The 16,055-nt window shown below is 42.1% G+C and carries 14 protein-coding genes; 10 read left to right on the forward strand and 4 right to left on the reverse strand.

Going from position 1 to position 16,055, the window contains the following annotated elements; all coding sequences use genetic code 11:
* The first annotated feature begins 26 nt into the window (after nucleotides 1-26).
* The 6 genes from NPUN_RS05790 (at nucleotide 27) to NPUN_RS05815 (ending at nucleotide 7,256) form a co-directional block, all read left to right on the forward strand.
* Nucleotides 27-3,050, forward strand: a complete 3,024-nt coding sequence (locus NPUN_RS05790) for an alkaline phosphatase family protein (protein WP_012407885.1) — start codon at nucleotides 27-29, stop codon at nucleotides 3,048-3,050.
* A gap of 135 nt (nucleotides 3,051-3,185) precedes the next feature.
* A complete protein-coding gene (locus NPUN_RS05795; RefSeq protein ID WP_012407886.1) occupies nucleotides 3,186-4,850 on the forward strand; it encodes an iron uptake porin in 1,665 nt (554 codons plus the stop codon).
* A 41-nt stretch (nucleotides 4,851-4,891) separates the two neighbouring features.
* Nucleotides 4,892-5,350, forward strand: a complete 459-nt coding sequence (locus NPUN_RS05800; RefSeq protein WP_012407887.1) for a hypothetical protein — start codon at nucleotides 4,892-4,894, stop codon at nucleotides 5,348-5,350.
* Between the two features lie 57 nt (nucleotides 5,351-5,407).
* Nucleotides 5,408-5,935 (forward strand): PEP-CTERM sorting domain-containing protein, encoded by a 528-nt coding sequence (locus tag NPUN_RS05805; protein WP_012407888.1) that lies wholly within the window; start codon nucleotides 5,408-5,410, stop codon nucleotides 5,933-5,935.
* A gap of 78 nt (nucleotides 5,936-6,013) precedes the next feature.
* Nucleotides 6,014-6,400: an SMU1112c/YaeR family gloxylase I-like metalloprotein gene (gene gloA2 / locus NPUN_RS05810; protein WP_012407889.1), complete on the forward strand. Its 387-nt coding sequence runs from the start codon at nucleotides 6,014-6,016 to the stop codon at nucleotides 6,398-6,400.
* Between the two features lie 70 nt (nucleotides 6,401-6,470).
* Nucleotides 6,471-7,256 (forward strand): Rpn family recombination-promoting nuclease/putative transposase, encoded by a 786-nt coding sequence (locus NPUN_RS05815; RefSeq protein ID WP_012407890.1) that lies wholly within the window; start codon nucleotides 6,471-6,473, stop codon nucleotides 7,254-7,256.
* A 70-nt stretch (nucleotides 7,257-7,326) separates the two neighbouring features.
* On the opposite strand, the gene NPUN_RS05820 is transcribed toward NPUN_RS05815, so the two are convergent.
* The gene (locus tag NPUN_RS05820) at nucleotides 7,327-8,403 is read right to left on the reverse strand and encodes a PIN/TRAM domain-containing protein (protein ID WP_012407891.1); all 1,077 of its coding nucleotides are present in this window, start codon (nucleotides 8,401-8,403) and stop codon (nucleotides 7,327-7,329) included.
* A gap of 299 nt (nucleotides 8,404-8,702) precedes the next feature.
* On the opposite strand from NPUN_RS05820, the gene hemW reads away from it, so the two are divergent.
* The 4 genes from hemW to NPUN_RS05840 all read left to right on the forward strand — a co-directional run bounded on the left by hemW (nucleotide 8,703) and on the right by NPUN_RS05840 (nucleotide 12,686).
* Complete coding sequence (gene hemW / locus NPUN_RS05825; protein WP_012407892.1) at nucleotides 8,703-9,884, forward strand: radical SAM family heme chaperone HemW; 1,182 nt, start codon at nucleotides 8,703-8,705, stop codon at nucleotides 9,882-9,884.
* A gap of 50 nt (nucleotides 9,885-9,934) precedes the next feature.
* Complete coding sequence (locus NPUN_RS05830; RefSeq protein ID WP_012407893.1) at nucleotides 9,935-10,822, forward strand: UTP--glucose-1-phosphate uridylyltransferase; 888 nt, start codon at nucleotides 9,935-9,937, stop codon at nucleotides 10,820-10,822.
* Nucleotides 10,823-10,941: 119 nt separating this feature from the next.
* Nucleotides 10,942-12,063: a THUMP domain-containing class I SAM-dependent RNA methyltransferase gene (locus tag NPUN_RS05835; RefSeq protein WP_012407894.1), complete on the forward strand. Its 1,122-nt coding sequence runs from the start codon at nucleotides 10,942-10,944 to the stop codon at nucleotides 12,061-12,063.
* Between the two features lie 356 nt (nucleotides 12,064-12,419).
* Nucleotides 12,420-12,686, forward strand: a complete 267-nt coding sequence (locus NPUN_RS05840; RefSeq protein WP_012407895.1) for a hypothetical protein — start codon at nucleotides 12,420-12,422, stop codon at nucleotides 12,684-12,686.
* Between the two features lie 78 nt (nucleotides 12,687-12,764).
* On the opposite strand, the gene NPUN_RS05845 is transcribed toward NPUN_RS05840, so the two are convergent.
* The 3 genes from NPUN_RS05845 to NPUN_RS05855 all read right to left on the reverse strand — a co-directional run bounded on the left by NPUN_RS05845 (nucleotide 12,765) and on the right by NPUN_RS05855 (nucleotide 16,027).
* The gene (locus NPUN_RS05845) at nucleotides 12,765-14,384 is read right to left on the reverse strand and encodes an NAD(P)/FAD-dependent oxidoreductase (RefSeq protein ID WP_012407896.1); all 1,620 of its coding nucleotides are present in this window, start codon (nucleotides 14,382-14,384) and stop codon (nucleotides 12,765-12,767) included.
* 64 nt (nucleotides 14,385-14,448) lie between these two features.
* Nucleotides 14,449-15,474 carry a S66 peptidase family protein gene (locus NPUN_RS05850; protein ID WP_041565933.1) on the reverse strand — a complete coding sequence of 342 codons (1,026 nt, stop codon included), beginning with the start codon at nucleotides 15,472-15,474 and terminating at the stop codon, nucleotides 14,449-14,451.
* A 172-nt stretch (nucleotides 15,475-15,646) separates the two neighbouring features.
* Entirely contained in the window at nucleotides 15,647-16,027 is a 381-nt protein-coding gene (locus tag NPUN_RS05855) for a KGK domain-containing protein (RefSeq protein WP_012407898.1), read from the reverse strand.
* Nucleotides 16,028-16,055 lie beyond the last annotated feature (28 nt).

The raw sequence follows: 16,055 nt of genomic DNA on the forward strand, positions 1-16,055 counted from the left end.
GGTTATCCCTACTATAAAAATCTCGCATGGTTACTAACAAAAACCAAGGGTATTTATTAAGTCTTTTGCTGTTAAGTACCTTGGGTGCAAATATACAATCAGCTAGCGCTCGGACTACCAGCCCTGTTGGTAACTTACAGGGTGGGGCAGCTTTACTACCCACAGGTCAAATTATCACACCCGCAGCAGCACCAGGCTCGACATTTGCACCTTTAGCAACTGGTTTGCGTACAGACGATAATGCTGATGCGGCTGAAGCAGTAAGCACAGCCCTTAGTCCCGATGGTAAAACTTTACTGGTACTTACCAGTGGTTATAACCAAAACTTCAAAAATGAAAATACGGGCAGTAATTTCACTTACCCTGTATTAGATCCACAAACTGGGAAATCAAGTGGTACAACAACCCGTAAAGCAGAATGGGTCTTTGTCTATGATGTCAGTAGCGGTAAGTTGGTTAAAAGACAACAGATTAATATTCCGAATACCTATAACGGTTTAGCTTGGGCCAAAGACGGTTCGCGCTTCTTTGTTTCAGGTGGGATTGACGATCGCGTCTATGTTTATGCCTCTAATGGCAGCCAGTACGTACCAGATGCCCCTTTTATTTTACTAGGTCATAATTCTAACCAAACTGACCCCTTCCCTAAATATGATGGTGGTTTGTTAAAGGATACGCCAGCTAAAGCTGTGGCGACAGGAGCAGTTGTAGCCGGTATTGCAGTTAGTAAGGATGGCAGAACCTTAGTAACTGCAAACTTTGAGAATGACTCAATATCAATCGTTGATGCTACTACCCGTAAGGTCACTAAAGAAATTAAGTTCTTTAGACCAGGCGATAAAATAGCAACTGGGGAATTTCCTTTTGATGTAGCCATTAAGAGTGCAGAAAACGGTCAAGCAGCTAAAGTCTTTATTAGTAGCCAGCGCGACAACGAAGTACTTGCTGTTGCCATTACTTCTGGACAAATTACCCGTATACCAATAGGCAGCCAACCAAATAAAGTACTACTTTCGCCTAGCCAAAATCGACTGTATGTAGCTAATGGTAATGATGACTCGATTTCAGTAATTGACACAGACAGCAATAGAGTTGTCCGAACCATCTCTCTGTCTCGGCCTGGCGATCGATACAAAGGTGCTAATCCCAACTCTTTAGCCCTCAGCCCAGATGGAGCTACACTTTACGTTACTCTAGGGGGCGAGAATGCAGTTGCTGTTGTAGACTTGCAAAGTAGCCGGGTGAATGGACGTATCCCTACAGGCTGGTATCCTAATTCTGTAAGCGTCAGTCAAGACGGTCAAAGACTTTACGTTGTCAATGCCAAGAGTAATTCTGGTCCCAATCCCGCAGGAAACCTGACAACTCCAGCAGGGCTAGCACGCAATACTAATTTTAAAAATGAGTACAACTGGGCTTTAGAAAAAGCTGGTATCTCAATTATTCCAGTGCCAAAGGGCGCAACCCTGGGGACACTTTCGGCGCAAGTAGATAAAAATAATGGTTTCTACAATCGTCGCCCTGACCGGACGATGAGGTATTTACAAGGCAAAATTAAGCACGTTATCTACATAGTTAAAGAAAACCGTACTTACGATCAGGTACTTGGTGACTTACCTCTCGGTAATGGCGACCCAACACTTACCTTGTTTCCTAACAATATTTCACCCAACCATCACAAGTTATCCTTTGGCTTCGCAACTTTTGATAACTTCTATGACAGTGGCGAATCAAGTGGAGTTGGTTGGAGTTGGTCTACTTTTGCACGAACGACAGATTACACCGAAAAAACTCAATCGGTTCTCTACGGTAACGCTGGATTTAATGGTTTAACCTACGATTACGAAGGTACTAATCGTAACATCAGCCTTGCCCTACCGCAAACTTCTTCTAATGCCTCTCCAATTAATACGCGCCTGACGGGAATTTTAGATCGCTCTGGTCGGTCTTCAATATTGCCCGGAGACAGAGATGTCAATGCCCCTGAAGGAGATGGTGACTTAGGAATTGATGTCATTGGTGGTTATCTTTGGGATGCAGCGCTCCGTGCTGGTAAAACTGTACGTAATTACGGTTTCTTGGTTGACAATGGCGCTCCCTACATTACTAGTCAACCCGATCCTACTAAACCCGATCCTCAAAACCCAGCTTATATTCCCATCTCCCCAAACCCTTACGCTGACAAAATTCCCCAAGCTCCCGTTACTAAAACTGTATTGTTGGATAAAACCGATCTTTATTTCCGCTCATTCGACATGAATAATCCAGATATTTATCTGTACAACGAATGGGCAAGAGATATTGAGCAGAATGGACTGCCTAACTTAATGCTTGTGCGTCTGCCTCACGATCATTTTGGTTCCTTTGGTACTGCTTTGGCTGGACTAAATACTCCACAACTACAAATGGCAGATAATGACTATGCTATTGGCAAATTGGTAGAGAAAATTTCTCATCTGCCTGAGTGGAAGGAAACAGCAATTTTCATCATTGAAGATGATTCCCAAAATGGGCCAGATCACGTTGATTCTCACCGTTCGTTAGCCTACGTGATTTCGCCTTATACAAAACGGGGCGCGCTTGTCAGCACTAACTACAACACTATTAATGTATTGCGGACAATGGAGGATTTATTAAACATTGGTTATTTGGCAATTACTGATGCTAATGCTGAACCAATGTCAGATGCTTTCACTAGAGAACCAAACTTTGAGCCTTATACAGCTGTTGTTCCAGGTAACTTGTGTGCTAATCCTGTAGATCCAAAACTAGTACCAGCTTGCCAAGACCAGAATGTTGAAAAGACAGCAGCTATGCCGATTCTAAATGATAAGAGTTGGTGGGCTGCTATGACCAAAGACTTCAATTTTGTAGGTGAAGATAATCTCGATCCAGAAGAATTCAACGAGATTCTTTGGGCAGGAATTAAGGGCGATAGTATTCCTTATCCTGAAGAACGTAACCGTCAAGACTTGCGGCAAAATCGCGCTCAAGTGCTAAAGAATTGGCAATTGAGTGAAAGGAATAATTCTACTGAAGCTAAAAAGTAAGTATTAGACATAGGAGTGACAAAAGATTTAGAGATGTAGCACTGCTACATCTCTACAAGGATAGTAATAGGCTAATTTCGGTGTGATTGCCTACTTTTTTTAGTTGATAACAAATGGTGTGAGGATGACAGAAAAATGATCAAAATGTTTTGGAAGCGGCTGCCGATTTCTCCAGTGACTTTGGGGCTATTCTCGGTAATCACTACCACAACTAGCGCGATGTCTGCGGCGGGCGATGCCAACGCACTTCCAATTTTAGCTGGAACTGTTCAAGAATCAGCAGGACAAGTAACATCTGTTTCTCAACTATCAGATGTACAGCCGACAGATTGGGCATTCGGTGCATTGCAATCTTTGGTGGAGCGTTATGGGTGTATTGCTGGTTATCCTAATGCAACTTATCGGGGTAATCGAGCTTTAACTCGTTACGAATTTGCGGCTGGAATTAATGCGTGCTTAGAACGGGTAAACGAACTAATTGCAACTGCAACATCTGACATAGTTAAGAAAGAAGATTTAACAACTCTGCAAAAATTACAAGAACAATTTGCAGCTGAATTGGCTACTTTGCGGGGTCGGGTGGATGCTTTAGAACCTCGCCTGGAAAGCTTGGAACAACAGCAGTTTTCGACCACGACAAAACTTAATGGTGAAGCCATTTTTGCGATATCAGGGTTTGTATCTGGGCAAGATGCTGATAATGCTGATATTCCTAGAAACACAACTTTTGGCGATCGCGTTCGTCTCAATTTTGACACCAGTTTCACCGGTCAAGACTTACTCAGGGTTCGACTACAAGCCCTCAATCTTAATTACTTTTCCGGTGAAGATGGTACTGAAACCAGATTGCCAGAAGGCACTCTAGCTTTTAATGGAGAAATTGGCGATGAAGATCCTGAAAATAATCAAGTTAGAGTTGAAACGCTATTTTACAGATTCCCGCTAGGTAAAAAAACTGATGTTACTTTCTTTGCCAACGAAGGAGAAGTAGAAGACTTTGTAGATACGGTTAACCCCTACTTAGATGGAGATGAGGGAGCTAGGGGTGCTTTATCTAAGTTTGGTAGCCGCAATTCAGTCTACTACTTTGTACCTTCTGGGGCGGGGGTTGGGCTGAGACATCGTTTCTTGGATCAGTTAGAACTGAGTTTGGGATATTTGTCAAGTACAGCATCCAATCCCAACACTAACAACGGTTTTATCAACGGTTCTTATGGTGCGATCGCTCAGTTAACTTTTCAACCTAGCGATCGCTTTAGCATCGGTTTAACTTACGTCAATGCCTACAATAACCTGGGTGAAGATTTGGCAACCCCAGGTACAGGTAGCCAAAAGGCTAACTTGGGTTTAGTTACTGATTCGCGCACTTCCACCAACGCTTACGGCTTAGAAGCATCTTATCAAGTAAGTTCCCGCTTTTTCATTAATGCTTGGGCAGGCTATGCCAAAACCAGGGTTTTGGGCGTAGGAGATGCCGATATTTGGAACTATGCAGTTGCTCTAGCTTTCCCAGATTTGGGTAAAAAAGGCAATTTAGCGGGGATTATTGTGGGTATGGAACCAAAAGTCACCGGTGCTGATGGTGCGATCGCTAATGTATTTACAGAGGTAATTGCACCACAAAACCGTGACTCTGCTCAAGACAGAAATACCTCTTTACATGTTGAAGGTTTTTACAGCTATGCACTTTCAGACAATATTACCATCACCCCTGGTTTAATTTGGCTGACTGCCCCCAATCATGACGATCGTAACAGTGATGCTGTACTGGGAGTTATTAGAACTACTTTTACCTTCTAAATTTTGCTGTGGTTTTAGTCTAGACAAGTGAAGGATTGGTTATGCACAAAATACGATCGAGTTCCATTTTTTTCAGATATAGTCTGGTCTCTGCCATCTTATTAACAACATTTTCTGCCGAGTTAATTCGCCCAGTCAAAACACTAGCTGAATGTACCTCTGGCAATAGTAATTGCGAGAACAAAACAGAAAATCCGCCCTGTGATTCTAGAAATCCATACAACTTGGTTGCAGATACCACAAGAGTGCGGAGAATTAAGATTGCTTGGGATGTATGCCAAAAAAATGATTTTTATCAAGTGAGTTCGGGCGACGGCAAAGATGATGTGACGCAAATCGATGACCCAACAGCACGTAGTTGGACTTATGTTGGAGCCAGGGATCTTGTTAAATACACGTTTAAAATCCGTGGTTGTAATGCCCGTCCTGCTCAAGATGCTGCTCAAGAACCAGATTGTACCCCTTGGACAGAGTTAGTTGTCACAACACCTGATTGGTAACTGTTGGTAGTTGTTTGTAAAGTTCCCTTACATAAACCTATTTTGAGGATAACCGATATGAAATTCTTTCCACAATTAGCGATCGCTAGTAGTCTTGTCTTGGGTTTGGCTACCTTAAGTATGAAATCGGCATCGGCTGCAATTGTTAATTATGCTTTCAGTGTTGATAGTTCTACAGCTAAGGGAAACGGTTTATTTAGCTTTGATGACTCAACCTTCAGTAATGATAATTTTCCAGTAGCACTAGTTCAGTCACTAACTTTTCAATTCGATAATAACCCCAATATTTACACCGCAAAGGATGATATTGAATATCCCGATTATCCCGTTGCATTTCCAACTGTATCCTTAGCAGATAACGCATCTATTGGATTGCTATACAGCTTCCCAGACAAAGCTAATCCTGACAAAAATTACGAAATTGCTGGAACATTATTTTCCGTCTCCTCTGAAACTTCTGATTCCGGTACAGTTTCTTATCGACAAGTACCTGAACCTAGTACTTTAGGTAGCACACTTTTAGTTGCCACTATTGGCCTATTCCTAAAAAGAAAGGTAAGATCAATCGAAAAGATTAAAGTTTAACCTCGGCTTGAGAGGGTGTAATGTGGTTATGTTTGCAACCACGTACACTCTCTTAAAAAGATAATAAAAAAAATACCTATGAAAATTACTGACATTCATCATATAGCTATTATTTGTTCTGACTACGAGCGTTCCAAAAGTTTTTATGTAGAAACTTTAGGTTTTACGATTATTCAAGAGACTTTCCGTGCCGAGAGAAACTCTTATAAATTAGATTTACGAGTTGGAGAGAATGGTCAGATAGAGTTATTCTCTTTTCCAAATCCTCCAGAACGATTTAGTAGTCCAGAAGCTTGTGGTTTAAGACATCTTGCTTTTAAAGTTGATGATATCCAAGAAACTGTTTTTTGCTTACACTCGCAAGGTGTAGAAACAGAGAATATCAGAATTGACGAAATCACAGGTAAGAAATTTACTTTTTTTAAAGATCCAGATAATTTACCGTTAGAAATTTATGAAAATTAGAGTAGATAAATTTGGATTAAATAATTGCAGAGAAATAATAAATGAGCAAGCTATTTGGTAACATTATCAAATGTTTGACAATATCTACAAATTTTTAGCTGAAAATTTCTCCAGTGACTTCGCCACTTGGTTATTAGGCGAACCAATCACTTTAACCGAACTAAGTCCAAAGGAATTATCTCTCGAACCCATTCGCGCTGATGCCTTAATTCTGCTACAGTCAGAGCAAAACATCTTGCATTTGGAATTTCAAACCCAAGTGGATGCAGAAATTCCTTTTCGGATGATTGACTATCGATTGCGAGTGTATCGCCATTTTCCACACAAATCAATGCATCAAGTTGTAATTTACCTCAAGCAGACAAATTCGGATTTGGTGCAACAAAATACATTTACAATTGCTGGAACACGCCATGAATTTGCAGTTATCAGACTTTGGGAACAACCAACTGAAGTATTTTTGAGAACACCTGGACTTTTACCTTTGGCAGTGTTGAGTAGTACAATTGAGCCAGAAGTTATACTAAATGAAGTGGCGCGTGAAATTAACGGTATTACAGAATCAAGAACTCAAAGTAATATTGCTGCTTCCACGGCTATTTTAGCTGGTTTAGTATTAGATAAAGAGGTTATTAGACGAGTTTTGAGGTCAGACATTATGCGCGAGTCAGTGATTTATCAAGATATTTTACAAGAAGGGAAAGCTGAAGGGAAAGCCGAAGGGAAAGCTGAAGCTTTACTTGAAGTGGCAAGTAACCTTTTTAATACTGGTATGCCATTAGAACAGATAGCAAGATTGACAGGGTTATCAATTGAGCAGTTACAGTATTTGCAGGTAAGCAAATCTGGTGATTAAAAATAAATAATCGGTGCAGATTGACTGCACCGATTGCACAATTTATATTTAATTGCACCGGACATTTCCCTCACGCCAATGCTGATGCTTGGGGTTTGGCAAAAATCATTCTTCCTGCGGTGGTTTGCAAAGCACTGGTAACTACTACTCGCAGTTCACCACCAACATAACTGCTACCTTCTTCAACGACTACCATTGTGCCGTCATCTAGATAGCCAATACCTTGACTGGGTTCTTTGCCTTCCTTGAGAATTTTCAAATCCAAGTTATCACCAGGTAGATAACTGGGACGGACGGCGTTCACTAAATCATTCACATTCAAAACAGGTACTTTTTGAACGCTGGCGACTTTAGACAAGTTGTAGTCGTTGGTTAGCAATGTACCGCTAATTTCTTGGGCAAAGCGCACCAACTTGGCATCGACTGTGGGAATATCTTCGTAGTCAACTGTATTAATCAAAATGCGATCGGGATATTCTTCCTTAATGCGGTTGAGAATTTCTAGTCCTCGCCTTCCCCGTACCCGCTTTTGGTCTTTGCTAGCATCAGCTACTTGTTGGAGTTCTTGCAAGACAAACTGCGGTACGAGAATTTGTCCTTCTAGAAACCCTGTTTCTAATAGTGCTTCAATGCGACCATCAATAATACAGCTAGTATCTAAAACTTTCGTATTAGCTGGTTTTAGCGTTCCTTCTACAACCATCGATTCGACGGTGTTGGGATTAATGAACCGCAGCAAACCTCGTCCGTGGGTATCTGCCAAATTCATGCCAGTGACGGAGAGAATAATACTACCGACAACTGCCACAAGTGGCTTAATAAATCCAAAGTCCGCCGGGATAGGTAGTAAGAATAATGGGGCTAGCATGAGGTTAGCTAGCAATAAGCCAATTACTAAGCCAATGGCACGAGTTAAAATCATTTCCAGAGGCATTTCTTTGACTTGCGATTCTAGGCGGCGATATGTCGTCTGGAAACTCAGTCCGATCGCACCACCAATAATAGCGGCAAAGACGGCAACAACTAAGCGTAAAGCTTCAAGATTTGTTACCTGATCGAGAGTGCCATTGGGTAGTAGTTCAATGCTGTAGAACCCTATTCCCGAAGCTGCCAGGATAAATGAGAAAATGATAATTGCGTCAAGCATGGTTATGTTGTTTTCCTGCAACTGTGTTCACCGAGAAAGTTAAGTATTTTTTATTTCATCGGTAAGATAAACTGATCGATATTGACCCTTCGGCTCCGCTCAGAGTCAACAGTGAGCGAAGCCGAACTGTTGACTTACACTAAGGGTTTAGGCTGACAATATCTGCAATTATTATAACTAAAGGCTTTTATCTTAATATTTTTCATTGTTTCTTTGTAAAACGACAAAAATTTGTAAATTAACTGCTCATTTTCATTGTCTTTAATTCGCAGTTGGCTTAACTTAAAACTTTTCTCAAAATGATTCAAAAATTTAGTGTTTCTAGAATTGCGAGTTCTGCTTATGTGCATATTCCCTTTTGCAGACGGCGATGCTTTTATTGTGATTTCCCGGTGTCTGTTGTGGGCGATCGCTTGCGGGGCGAAACATCTGATACTATCTCCCAATATGTTGAGGTACTATGTAAAGAAATTGCCATTACACCAGCCTTTGGTCAACCTCTAAAGACAATTTTCTTCGGTGGTGGTACTCCTTCGCTGCTATCAACAGAACAGCTACAACGAATAGTGGGAGAATTGGAGAAGCATTTTGGGATTGCATCTGGGGCAGAGATTTCTATGGAAATTGACCCAGGTACCTTTGATTTAGCACATATAGCAGGCTATCGCAGTGCAGGTGTGAACCGGGTAAGTTTGGGTGTACAAGCCTTTCAAGAAGAATTATTGCAAAGGGCGGGGCGATCGCACTCAGTTGAAGATATTTTCGCGGCTGTGGAGTTAATCCACCAAGTCGAGATTCCCGCATTTAGCTTAGACTTAATTTCTGGGTTGCCGCATCAGTCTTTGGATCAATGGCAGAATTCTCTAACTAAAGCGGTAGCACTTTTACCCACTCACATTTCCATATACGATCTTACCATCGAACCAGGTACAGCCTTTGGTCGTTACTACAAACCAGGTGATACACCTTTACCGACGGATGAAGCCACAGTCAAAATGTACCAGATGGGGCAGCAAGCTTTGACTGGTGCTGGTTATGAGCATTATGAGATTTCTAATTATGCTCAACCTAAGCATCAGTGTCGGCATAATCGCGTTTATTGGGAAAACCGCCCTTATTATGGCTTTGGCATGGGTGCGGCGAGTTATGTTGAGGGGAAACGCTTCACTCGTCCGCGTAAGACTAGGGAGTATTACCAGTGGGTACAAGCTGGCGGTGTAATTGATTGTGATGTTACCCCCCCAAAAGAAGTATTGTTAGAAACGTTAATGTTAGGGTTGCGTTTGGCGGAGGGTTTGAGTTTGGCGGCGTTGGTGGAGGCGTTTGGCGAAGAGAAGGTGGAGGAAATTTGCAGGTGTTTGCAAGGGTATTTTGATAAAGGTTGGGTGGAAGTTACAGAGGGAAGGTTGCGTTTGATTGATCCCCAAGGGTTTTTGTTTTCTAATGTGGTGTTGGCACAGTTGTTTGAGAAGTTGGGGTGACGAACCGCAGAGGCGCAGAGTCCGCAGAGAGACGAGGAGAGGGGAGGTTAATGCAGAAAAATCAAGTTAGAAAAGCTGTAATTCCGGTAGCTGGTTTTGGGACTCGGTTGTTTCCAGCAACTAAGGTTGTGAAAAAAGAACTTTTCCCAATTATCGATCGAGATGGGAGGGCAAAACCTGTCATTCTCGCAATTATTGAAGAGGCAATTAGTGCTGGAATTGCAGAAGTCGGGATTGTGGTACAGCCGGACGATCGAGAAATATTTGAAGATTTATTGAAAAACCCACCTAAAAAAGAACTTTTCAAGAAACTTTCACCGCAAAATCAAGAATATAGCCGATATCTCGAAGATTTAGGTAGCAAAATTACGTTTTTATTGCAAGAGGAACAATTAGGTTATGGTCATGCAGTATTTTGTGCCAAAGATTGGGTACAAGATGAGCCATTTTTGCTAATGTTGGGCGATCATGTTTATGCATCTGATATTCAAAAATCTTGTGCAAGTCAACTTTTAGATGTTTATGAACAAGTTAATCAAAGTGTCGTTAGCTTAACTACAACACCAGCAGAAATTCTTCATACAGCCGGGTGTGTAACAGGAGTTTGGCAAGAGTTAAACTCGATTTTAGAAGTTACACAACTCTATGAAAAACCAACCATTGAATATGCACAACAACATTTGCATGTAGAGGGAATGGCAGAAAACGAATTTTTATGTATATTTGGTTTGTATTTACTTAGTCCGAAAATTTTTGACTTTTTAGCAGAACACATAAACCAAAATTTACGAGAACGAGGCGAATTTCAGTTAACATCTTCTCTTGATAGATTGCGTCAGGAAGAGGGAATTACAGGATATGTTGTTAAAGGGAAGTGTTTTGATACAGGTTTGCCAGATACTTATCGTCAGACGATGATTGATTTTAGAAATTTTTAGATTAATCTTTGTTCAAAAAGCCGCTTGCTCTGAAAAAGGCATAATCTTTTTATTCTCCACCAATAAATTTAGTTACTAGTAGCCATTAATTACGAATTACGAATTACGAATTACGAATTATGAATTATTTTGCAACGGTTGCTCGCGGATTAGAAACTCTTGCGGCTCAGGAGTTAGAGCAACTGGGAGCCCATTCTGTGGAGCCAGGATTTTGCGGTGTCGCCTTTGAGGGCGATCGCACTCTGCTTTATCGCGTCAACCTCTGGGCTAGGCTGCCGTTCCGAATCTTGGTGGATATCCATGAGTTTCCATGCCTTGATGCTAAGGATCTTTATCGCGGCATTCAGACTATCGATTGGCAAAACTATCTTACGCCAGACATGACGCTGGCGGTGAATGTCACGGGCAAAAACGCTCACCTCAACCACAGCCACTTCACATCTCTACAGGTCAAAAATGCGATCGTCGATCAGCAGCAGGAAAAGCTGGGTGAGCGTTCAAATGTAGAACTTCATGAACCAGATGTGCGGGTTAATGTTCATATTGAGCGCGACTTTTGTACCGTCAAACTCGATAGTTCTGGAAATAGCCTACACCGCCGTGGCTATCGCCCTGCGGTTGGTTCAGCGCCTCTCAAGGAATCTCTGGCTGCTGCTCTGATTCAACTTTCGGGTTGGAAGCAAGACCAGATGTTCTACGATCCTCTCTGTGGATCTGGTACTTTACCTCTGGAAGCTAGCTTAAAAGCACTGAACATAGCACCAGGGCTGTTTCGTGAGTCCTTTGGATTTGAAAATTGGCTCGATTTTGATTTGGTCCTTTTAGAAAAGCTGCTTCAAGAAGCAAAGGACAGCCAACTGGATACCCTTCCCGCACCTATTTGGGGAAGCGATCACGATGAAAATGTAATTGAGCAAGCGATTAACAATGCTCAAAATTGCGGCGTTGATAATCATGTATGGTTTTCTCAAATGGAACTTGCTGATGTTGTTGCCCCCGCAGACAGTGGAATTTTATTGTGCAATCCACCTTATGGCGAACGTCTGGGGCGAGATAGTGATTTGGGGGCATTTTACAAACTTTTGGGCGATGTGCTGAAACAACGCTTCAAAGGCTGGACTGCATTTGTGCTAAGTGGCAACAAGGAACTGTCTCAATCCATTGGGCTGAAATCATCCAAACGAATTGCTGTGTACAACGGAGCGTTGCCTTGTCAGTTAATGAAATATGAGTTGTATTAAGGGCGATTTGTAGTATGGTTTAGCGATCGCTCTCAACTACTTCTGTTAGATCCAAAGACGCGATAAATCGCCGTCTCTACAATAATCGGTCTTTTGTCTTGACGGCGATTCATCGCGTCTTTTGCCTTAACCGAACCACAACCTAAATCTGCTGTTGCATGGCATTGCCTATCTCCATAGACTCATCGGTGATATTTTTAACACTATTTAATAAAATTAAATTTAGCCAAAAAAAGCTTTAAACTACCCCTGGGCATATACTATAGCAGTTAACATGACATCTTTTAAAAAAAGTGGCAGTATAATCGGTGACTGACAATCTGCAATTTATTTATCGCTAAAAGGCAGGGCCATTTATGTCAGATCAATTCACTTTTACCGTTACCAATGATACCGAACAGGCAATTACAGAGTTGTGGGTATCTGTCGATGATGAAGATTGGGCTTCATTTACCTTGAGTGATTCAGGGATTCCATCAGGTGAAACAGTAACCATTGCATGGGCTGAATATACGAATGATTCGCCCTGTGAATGGTATATCTCTGCTGTCTTTGAAGATGAATCAGAAACTGAGTCAGCCCTATTTAACTTCTGTGAAGAACCAGCTTTAACAATCGGATAAATTTCCCATTGCGATCGCATCCAGTACGATCTTGTTCTCAGTCGAAGGCTGGGAATGCCTAATCTGAGGGCTGCCGCCTCAAGACTTGCGATCGCAATTCCTCAAAATACTTAAAGCCACTGCTTCTGCCACCTTAATCCCATCGATACCAGCCGAGAGGATTCCCCCTGCATATCCTGCTCCCTCTCCAGCCGGATATAGACCGACTGTATTTAGACTCTGATAATCCTCTTTGCGTTTAATCCGAATCGGTGATGACGTGCGGGTTTCCACACCAGTCAATACGGCATCATCCATTGCAAATCCTTTAATTTGTTTGTCAAAAGCGGGAAGGGCTTCGCGGATGGCGGCGATCGCATAATCTGGTAAACTCTGGCTCAGATCGCATAAATGTACTCCAGGTGTATAAGACGGTTTAACCGTGCCGAATGCTGTAGAGGAGCGATCTTTGAGAAAGTCTCCTACCAACTGCCCCGGAGCTTCATAAGTGCCACCGCCCAATTTAAAAGCCTGTTCTTCTAAACGTCGTTGAAAGTCAATTCCCGCTAAAGCATTTCCCGGATAATCTTCGGGGGTGATGCCCACAACGATCGCACTATTAGCATTACGCTCATTGCGAGAGTATTGGCTCATCCCATTGGTGACAAGTCGCCCCGGTTCTGATGCAGCTGCAACTACCAAGCCTCCCGGACACATACAAAAACTATAGACGGAACGACCATTTTGGCAGTGGTGAACCAGTTTATAATCGGCAGCACCTAAAAGCTTATGACCAGCTTGAGGCCCGAAACGACATTGGTCGATGAGAGTCTGGGGATGTTCCACCCGAAAGCCGATGGAAAAAGGTTTAGGCTCAATGTAAACTCCGCGCTCGTATAGCATTTGGAAAGTATCGCGGGCGCTGTGTCCCACTGCCAAAACCACATACTCGCTGGCGATATATTCCCCACTGGCAAGGGTGACTCCCCGCACTTGTCCATTTTCAATGTTGATATCTTCCACCCGACTTTCAAAGCGAATTTCGCCACCGAGGGATTCGATTTTGGCACGCATACTTTGGACGATTCCCACCAGTTTGAAGGTGCCGATATGCGGTTTGTTGATATAAAGAATTTCCGGTGAGGCTCCGGCGTTGACGAGTTCGGTTAATACCTTGCGCCCATAATGCTGAGGATCTTTAACTTGACTGTAGAGTTTGCCATCGGAAAATGTACCCGCACCACCTTCGCCAAACTGGGCATTGGATTCGGGGTTGAAGTCTGATTTTTTCTTCCAAAAGCCAAAAGTATCAGCAGTGCGATCGCGAACTTTTTTCCCACGTTCTAAAATGATGGGACGGAACCCCATTTGCGCCAGCATCAAACCCGCAAATAAGCCACAAGGGCCAGTACCAATGACTATGGGGCGAATCGCCAAATTGCTAGGTGCTTTTGCCACTGGGCGATAACTCATGTCTGGAGTGACCATTACATGAGGATCTTTTTTCAGGCGCTTGAGTAGATGAGTTTCCTGAGTCGTTTCTACATCCAGAATATAAACAAGAGCGATCTCTCCTTTCTTACGGGCATCATAGCTACGCTTGAAGATGGAATAACCGATCAATTCTTCGTCCGTGATTTGCAGCTTTTTGAGGATGGCAGTCTTGATCTCATCTTCAGGATGATCGAGCGGGAGCTTTACTTCTGTTAGTCGTAACATGGCAAGGAGAAATTCATACTATCTATCAAAATTTTAATCAAAGTCACTGTGGTACGGCTGATGCTTAAACCAGACTGACAGCCGACTCTAACATTCGTATTATCCCAAGTTCAGCATCTATTTCCACTTCCACACCGATTGGCAAGGTAAATTTATCCTTAATATGACCAATCATTGAACCATACCAAGCAGGAATACCTAAAGGTAGTATGTGGTCTTGCAATACTTGGATTAATGTGAATGACGGTTCATCTCCAAGACTACATTTAGTGCATTGCCCAAAGATAAAGCCAGCAATTTGGTTCAGTATTCCAGCAGTTTTTAACTGTGTCAGCATCCTATCTATACGATAAACATCCTCGCCAACTTCTTCCACAAACAAAATGCTTTTGTTCCAAGAAGGGAGGTAAGGTGAACCTACCATCGCTGATAGCACTGATAAGTTTCCACCGATGAGTTTACCTCTCGCCTTTCCTGGTGCTATTGTCTCCACCCGCACTTCGCTAGGGTTGAGATTTTGCATAGTCACTGCTTCACCATTAAATAAGATGCGTTTGAAGTAATCCACTGTAAATTGATTCCAAGTAGATGTGGCAACTGGCCCATGAAAAGTAATCATTTGACTACGGGCATTAATTGCCAACAACAGCGTTGTAATATCGCTGTAACCAATGATAATTTTCGGATGGGAGCTGATCAGTGAGTAGTTTAGTAGCGGTAAAATGCGATTACAGCCCCAACCGCCACGCATAGGGATAATTGCTTTGATGGTGCGATCGCTAAACATCAAGTTTACATCCTGGGCGCGATCGCTATCTTTACCCGCTAAATAGCCATAACGAGCTAAAATATGCTTCCCCAACTTGACTTTTAACCCTAATTGTGAAATTGATTGCTGCGCTGCTTCAATATCTTTAGCGTCAACAATACCCGCAGGGGCGATTAATCCTACAGTATCACCCACTTGTAGGCGTGACGGCTTGTGAATGATGTTTGGAGATGGCTTACCTTGGGCGGTAAATGATGATATTTGGGTGGCTAAGGTAGCTAGTCCACAGGTTGTAATAAATTGCCGACGCTTGATAAGCATAACCATTTAATTGAGGATTAGGATAGTCACGAATTTTAATAGGTTATAGCAACGCCTGAATAATTCATAAAAAGTTAGATCCCCAAAAACTTTTACGAAGTCAGGGATCTGAACATCACTAATTTTTACAAATTAAATAGAATTGCGATATATAAATTATTATTGACTAATTTTAGTCATGAATCATGCGGCGAAGATCGTCAAGAGAGGATTCTGGTTCAATGATTTCTGAATTTTTGCTGTTAGTTATTTCTACATCTTCCTCTTCAATATAAAATTCAACGCTTATCTTAATTTTTACTTTGCCCTTTTTCCAGCTTTGAGAACCTAATGTTAAAATTTCACAATCTATACCCTTCTGAAACCAATTCATATTCGGAGAGTCTTTTATCTCTACTTCTTGTCTACTTAATTCTTCATTCAATGTATCTTCCAGCTTGGAGTTAAATGAGGTATCCATTGCTTGCCTAAATTTAGCAATTTTATATGTCTTATCTCCGAAGTCCAAAACATCACCATCGTTACACTCTATTGCCTTGAATCCATCTTCCATATCAACCTTACCTTTTAAAATTTTCTAA

It is taken from the genome of Nostoc punctiforme PCC 73102 (assembly GCF_000020025.1).
GTDB classification, from domain to species: domain Bacteria; phylum Cyanobacteriota; class Cyanobacteriia; order Cyanobacteriales; family Nostocaceae; genus Nostoc; species Nostoc punctiforme.

What these genes read in the sequence shown, in the direction of transcription:
- NPUN_RS05790 (WP_012407885.1), top strand. Translation starts at nt 27, where the DNA reads ATGGTTACTAACAAAAACCAAGGGTATTTATTAAGTCTTTTGCTGTTA.
- NPUN_RS05795 (WP_012407886.1), top strand. Translation starts at nt 3,186, where the DNA reads ATGATCAAAATGTTTTGGAAGCGGCTGCCGATTTCTCCAGTGACTTTG.
- NPUN_RS05800 (WP_012407887.1), top strand. Translation starts at nt 4,892, where the DNA reads ATGCACAAAATACGATCGAGTTCCATTTTTTTCAGATATAGTCTGGTC.
- NPUN_RS05805 (WP_012407888.1), top strand. Translation starts at nt 5,408, where the DNA reads ATGAAATTCTTTCCACAATTAGCGATCGCTAGTAGTCTTGTCTTGGGT.
- gloA2 (WP_012407889.1), top strand. Translation starts at nt 6,014, where the DNA reads ATGAAAATTACTGACATTCATCATATAGCTATTATTTGTTCTGACTAC.
- NPUN_RS05815 (WP_012407890.1), top strand. Translation starts at nt 6,471, where the DNA reads ATGTTTGACAATATCTACAAATTTTTAGCTGAAAATTTCTCCAGTGAC.
- NPUN_RS05820 (WP_012407891.1), bottom strand. Translation starts at nt 8,403, where the DNA reads ATGCTTGACGCAATTATCATTTTCTCATTTATCCTGGCAGCTTCGGGA.
- hemW (WP_012407892.1), top strand. Translation starts at nt 8,703, where the DNA reads ATGATTCAAAAATTTAGTGTTTCTAGAATTGCGAGTTCTGCTTATGTG.
- NPUN_RS05830 (WP_012407893.1), top strand. Translation starts at nt 9,935, where the DNA reads ATGCAGAAAAATCAAGTTAGAAAAGCTGTAATTCCGGTAGCTGGTTTT.
- NPUN_RS05835 (WP_012407894.1), top strand. Translation starts at nt 10,942, where the DNA reads ATGAATTATTTTGCAACGGTTGCTCGCGGATTAGAAACTCTTGCGGCT.
- NPUN_RS05840 (WP_012407895.1), top strand. Translation starts at nt 12,420, where the DNA reads ATGTCAGATCAATTCACTTTTACCGTTACCAATGATACCGAACAGGCA.
- NPUN_RS05845 (WP_012407896.1), bottom strand. Translation starts at nt 14,384, where the DNA reads ATGTTACGACTAACAGAAGTAAAGCTCCCGCTCGATCATCCTGAAGAT.
- NPUN_RS05850 (WP_041565933.1), bottom strand. Translation starts at nt 15,474, where the DNA reads ATGCTTATCAAGCGTCGGCAATTTATTACAACCTGTGGACTAGCTACC.
- NPUN_RS05855 (WP_012407898.1), bottom strand. Translation starts at nt 16,027, where the DNA reads ATGGAAGATGGATTCAAGGCAATAGAGTGTAACGATGGTGATGTTTTG.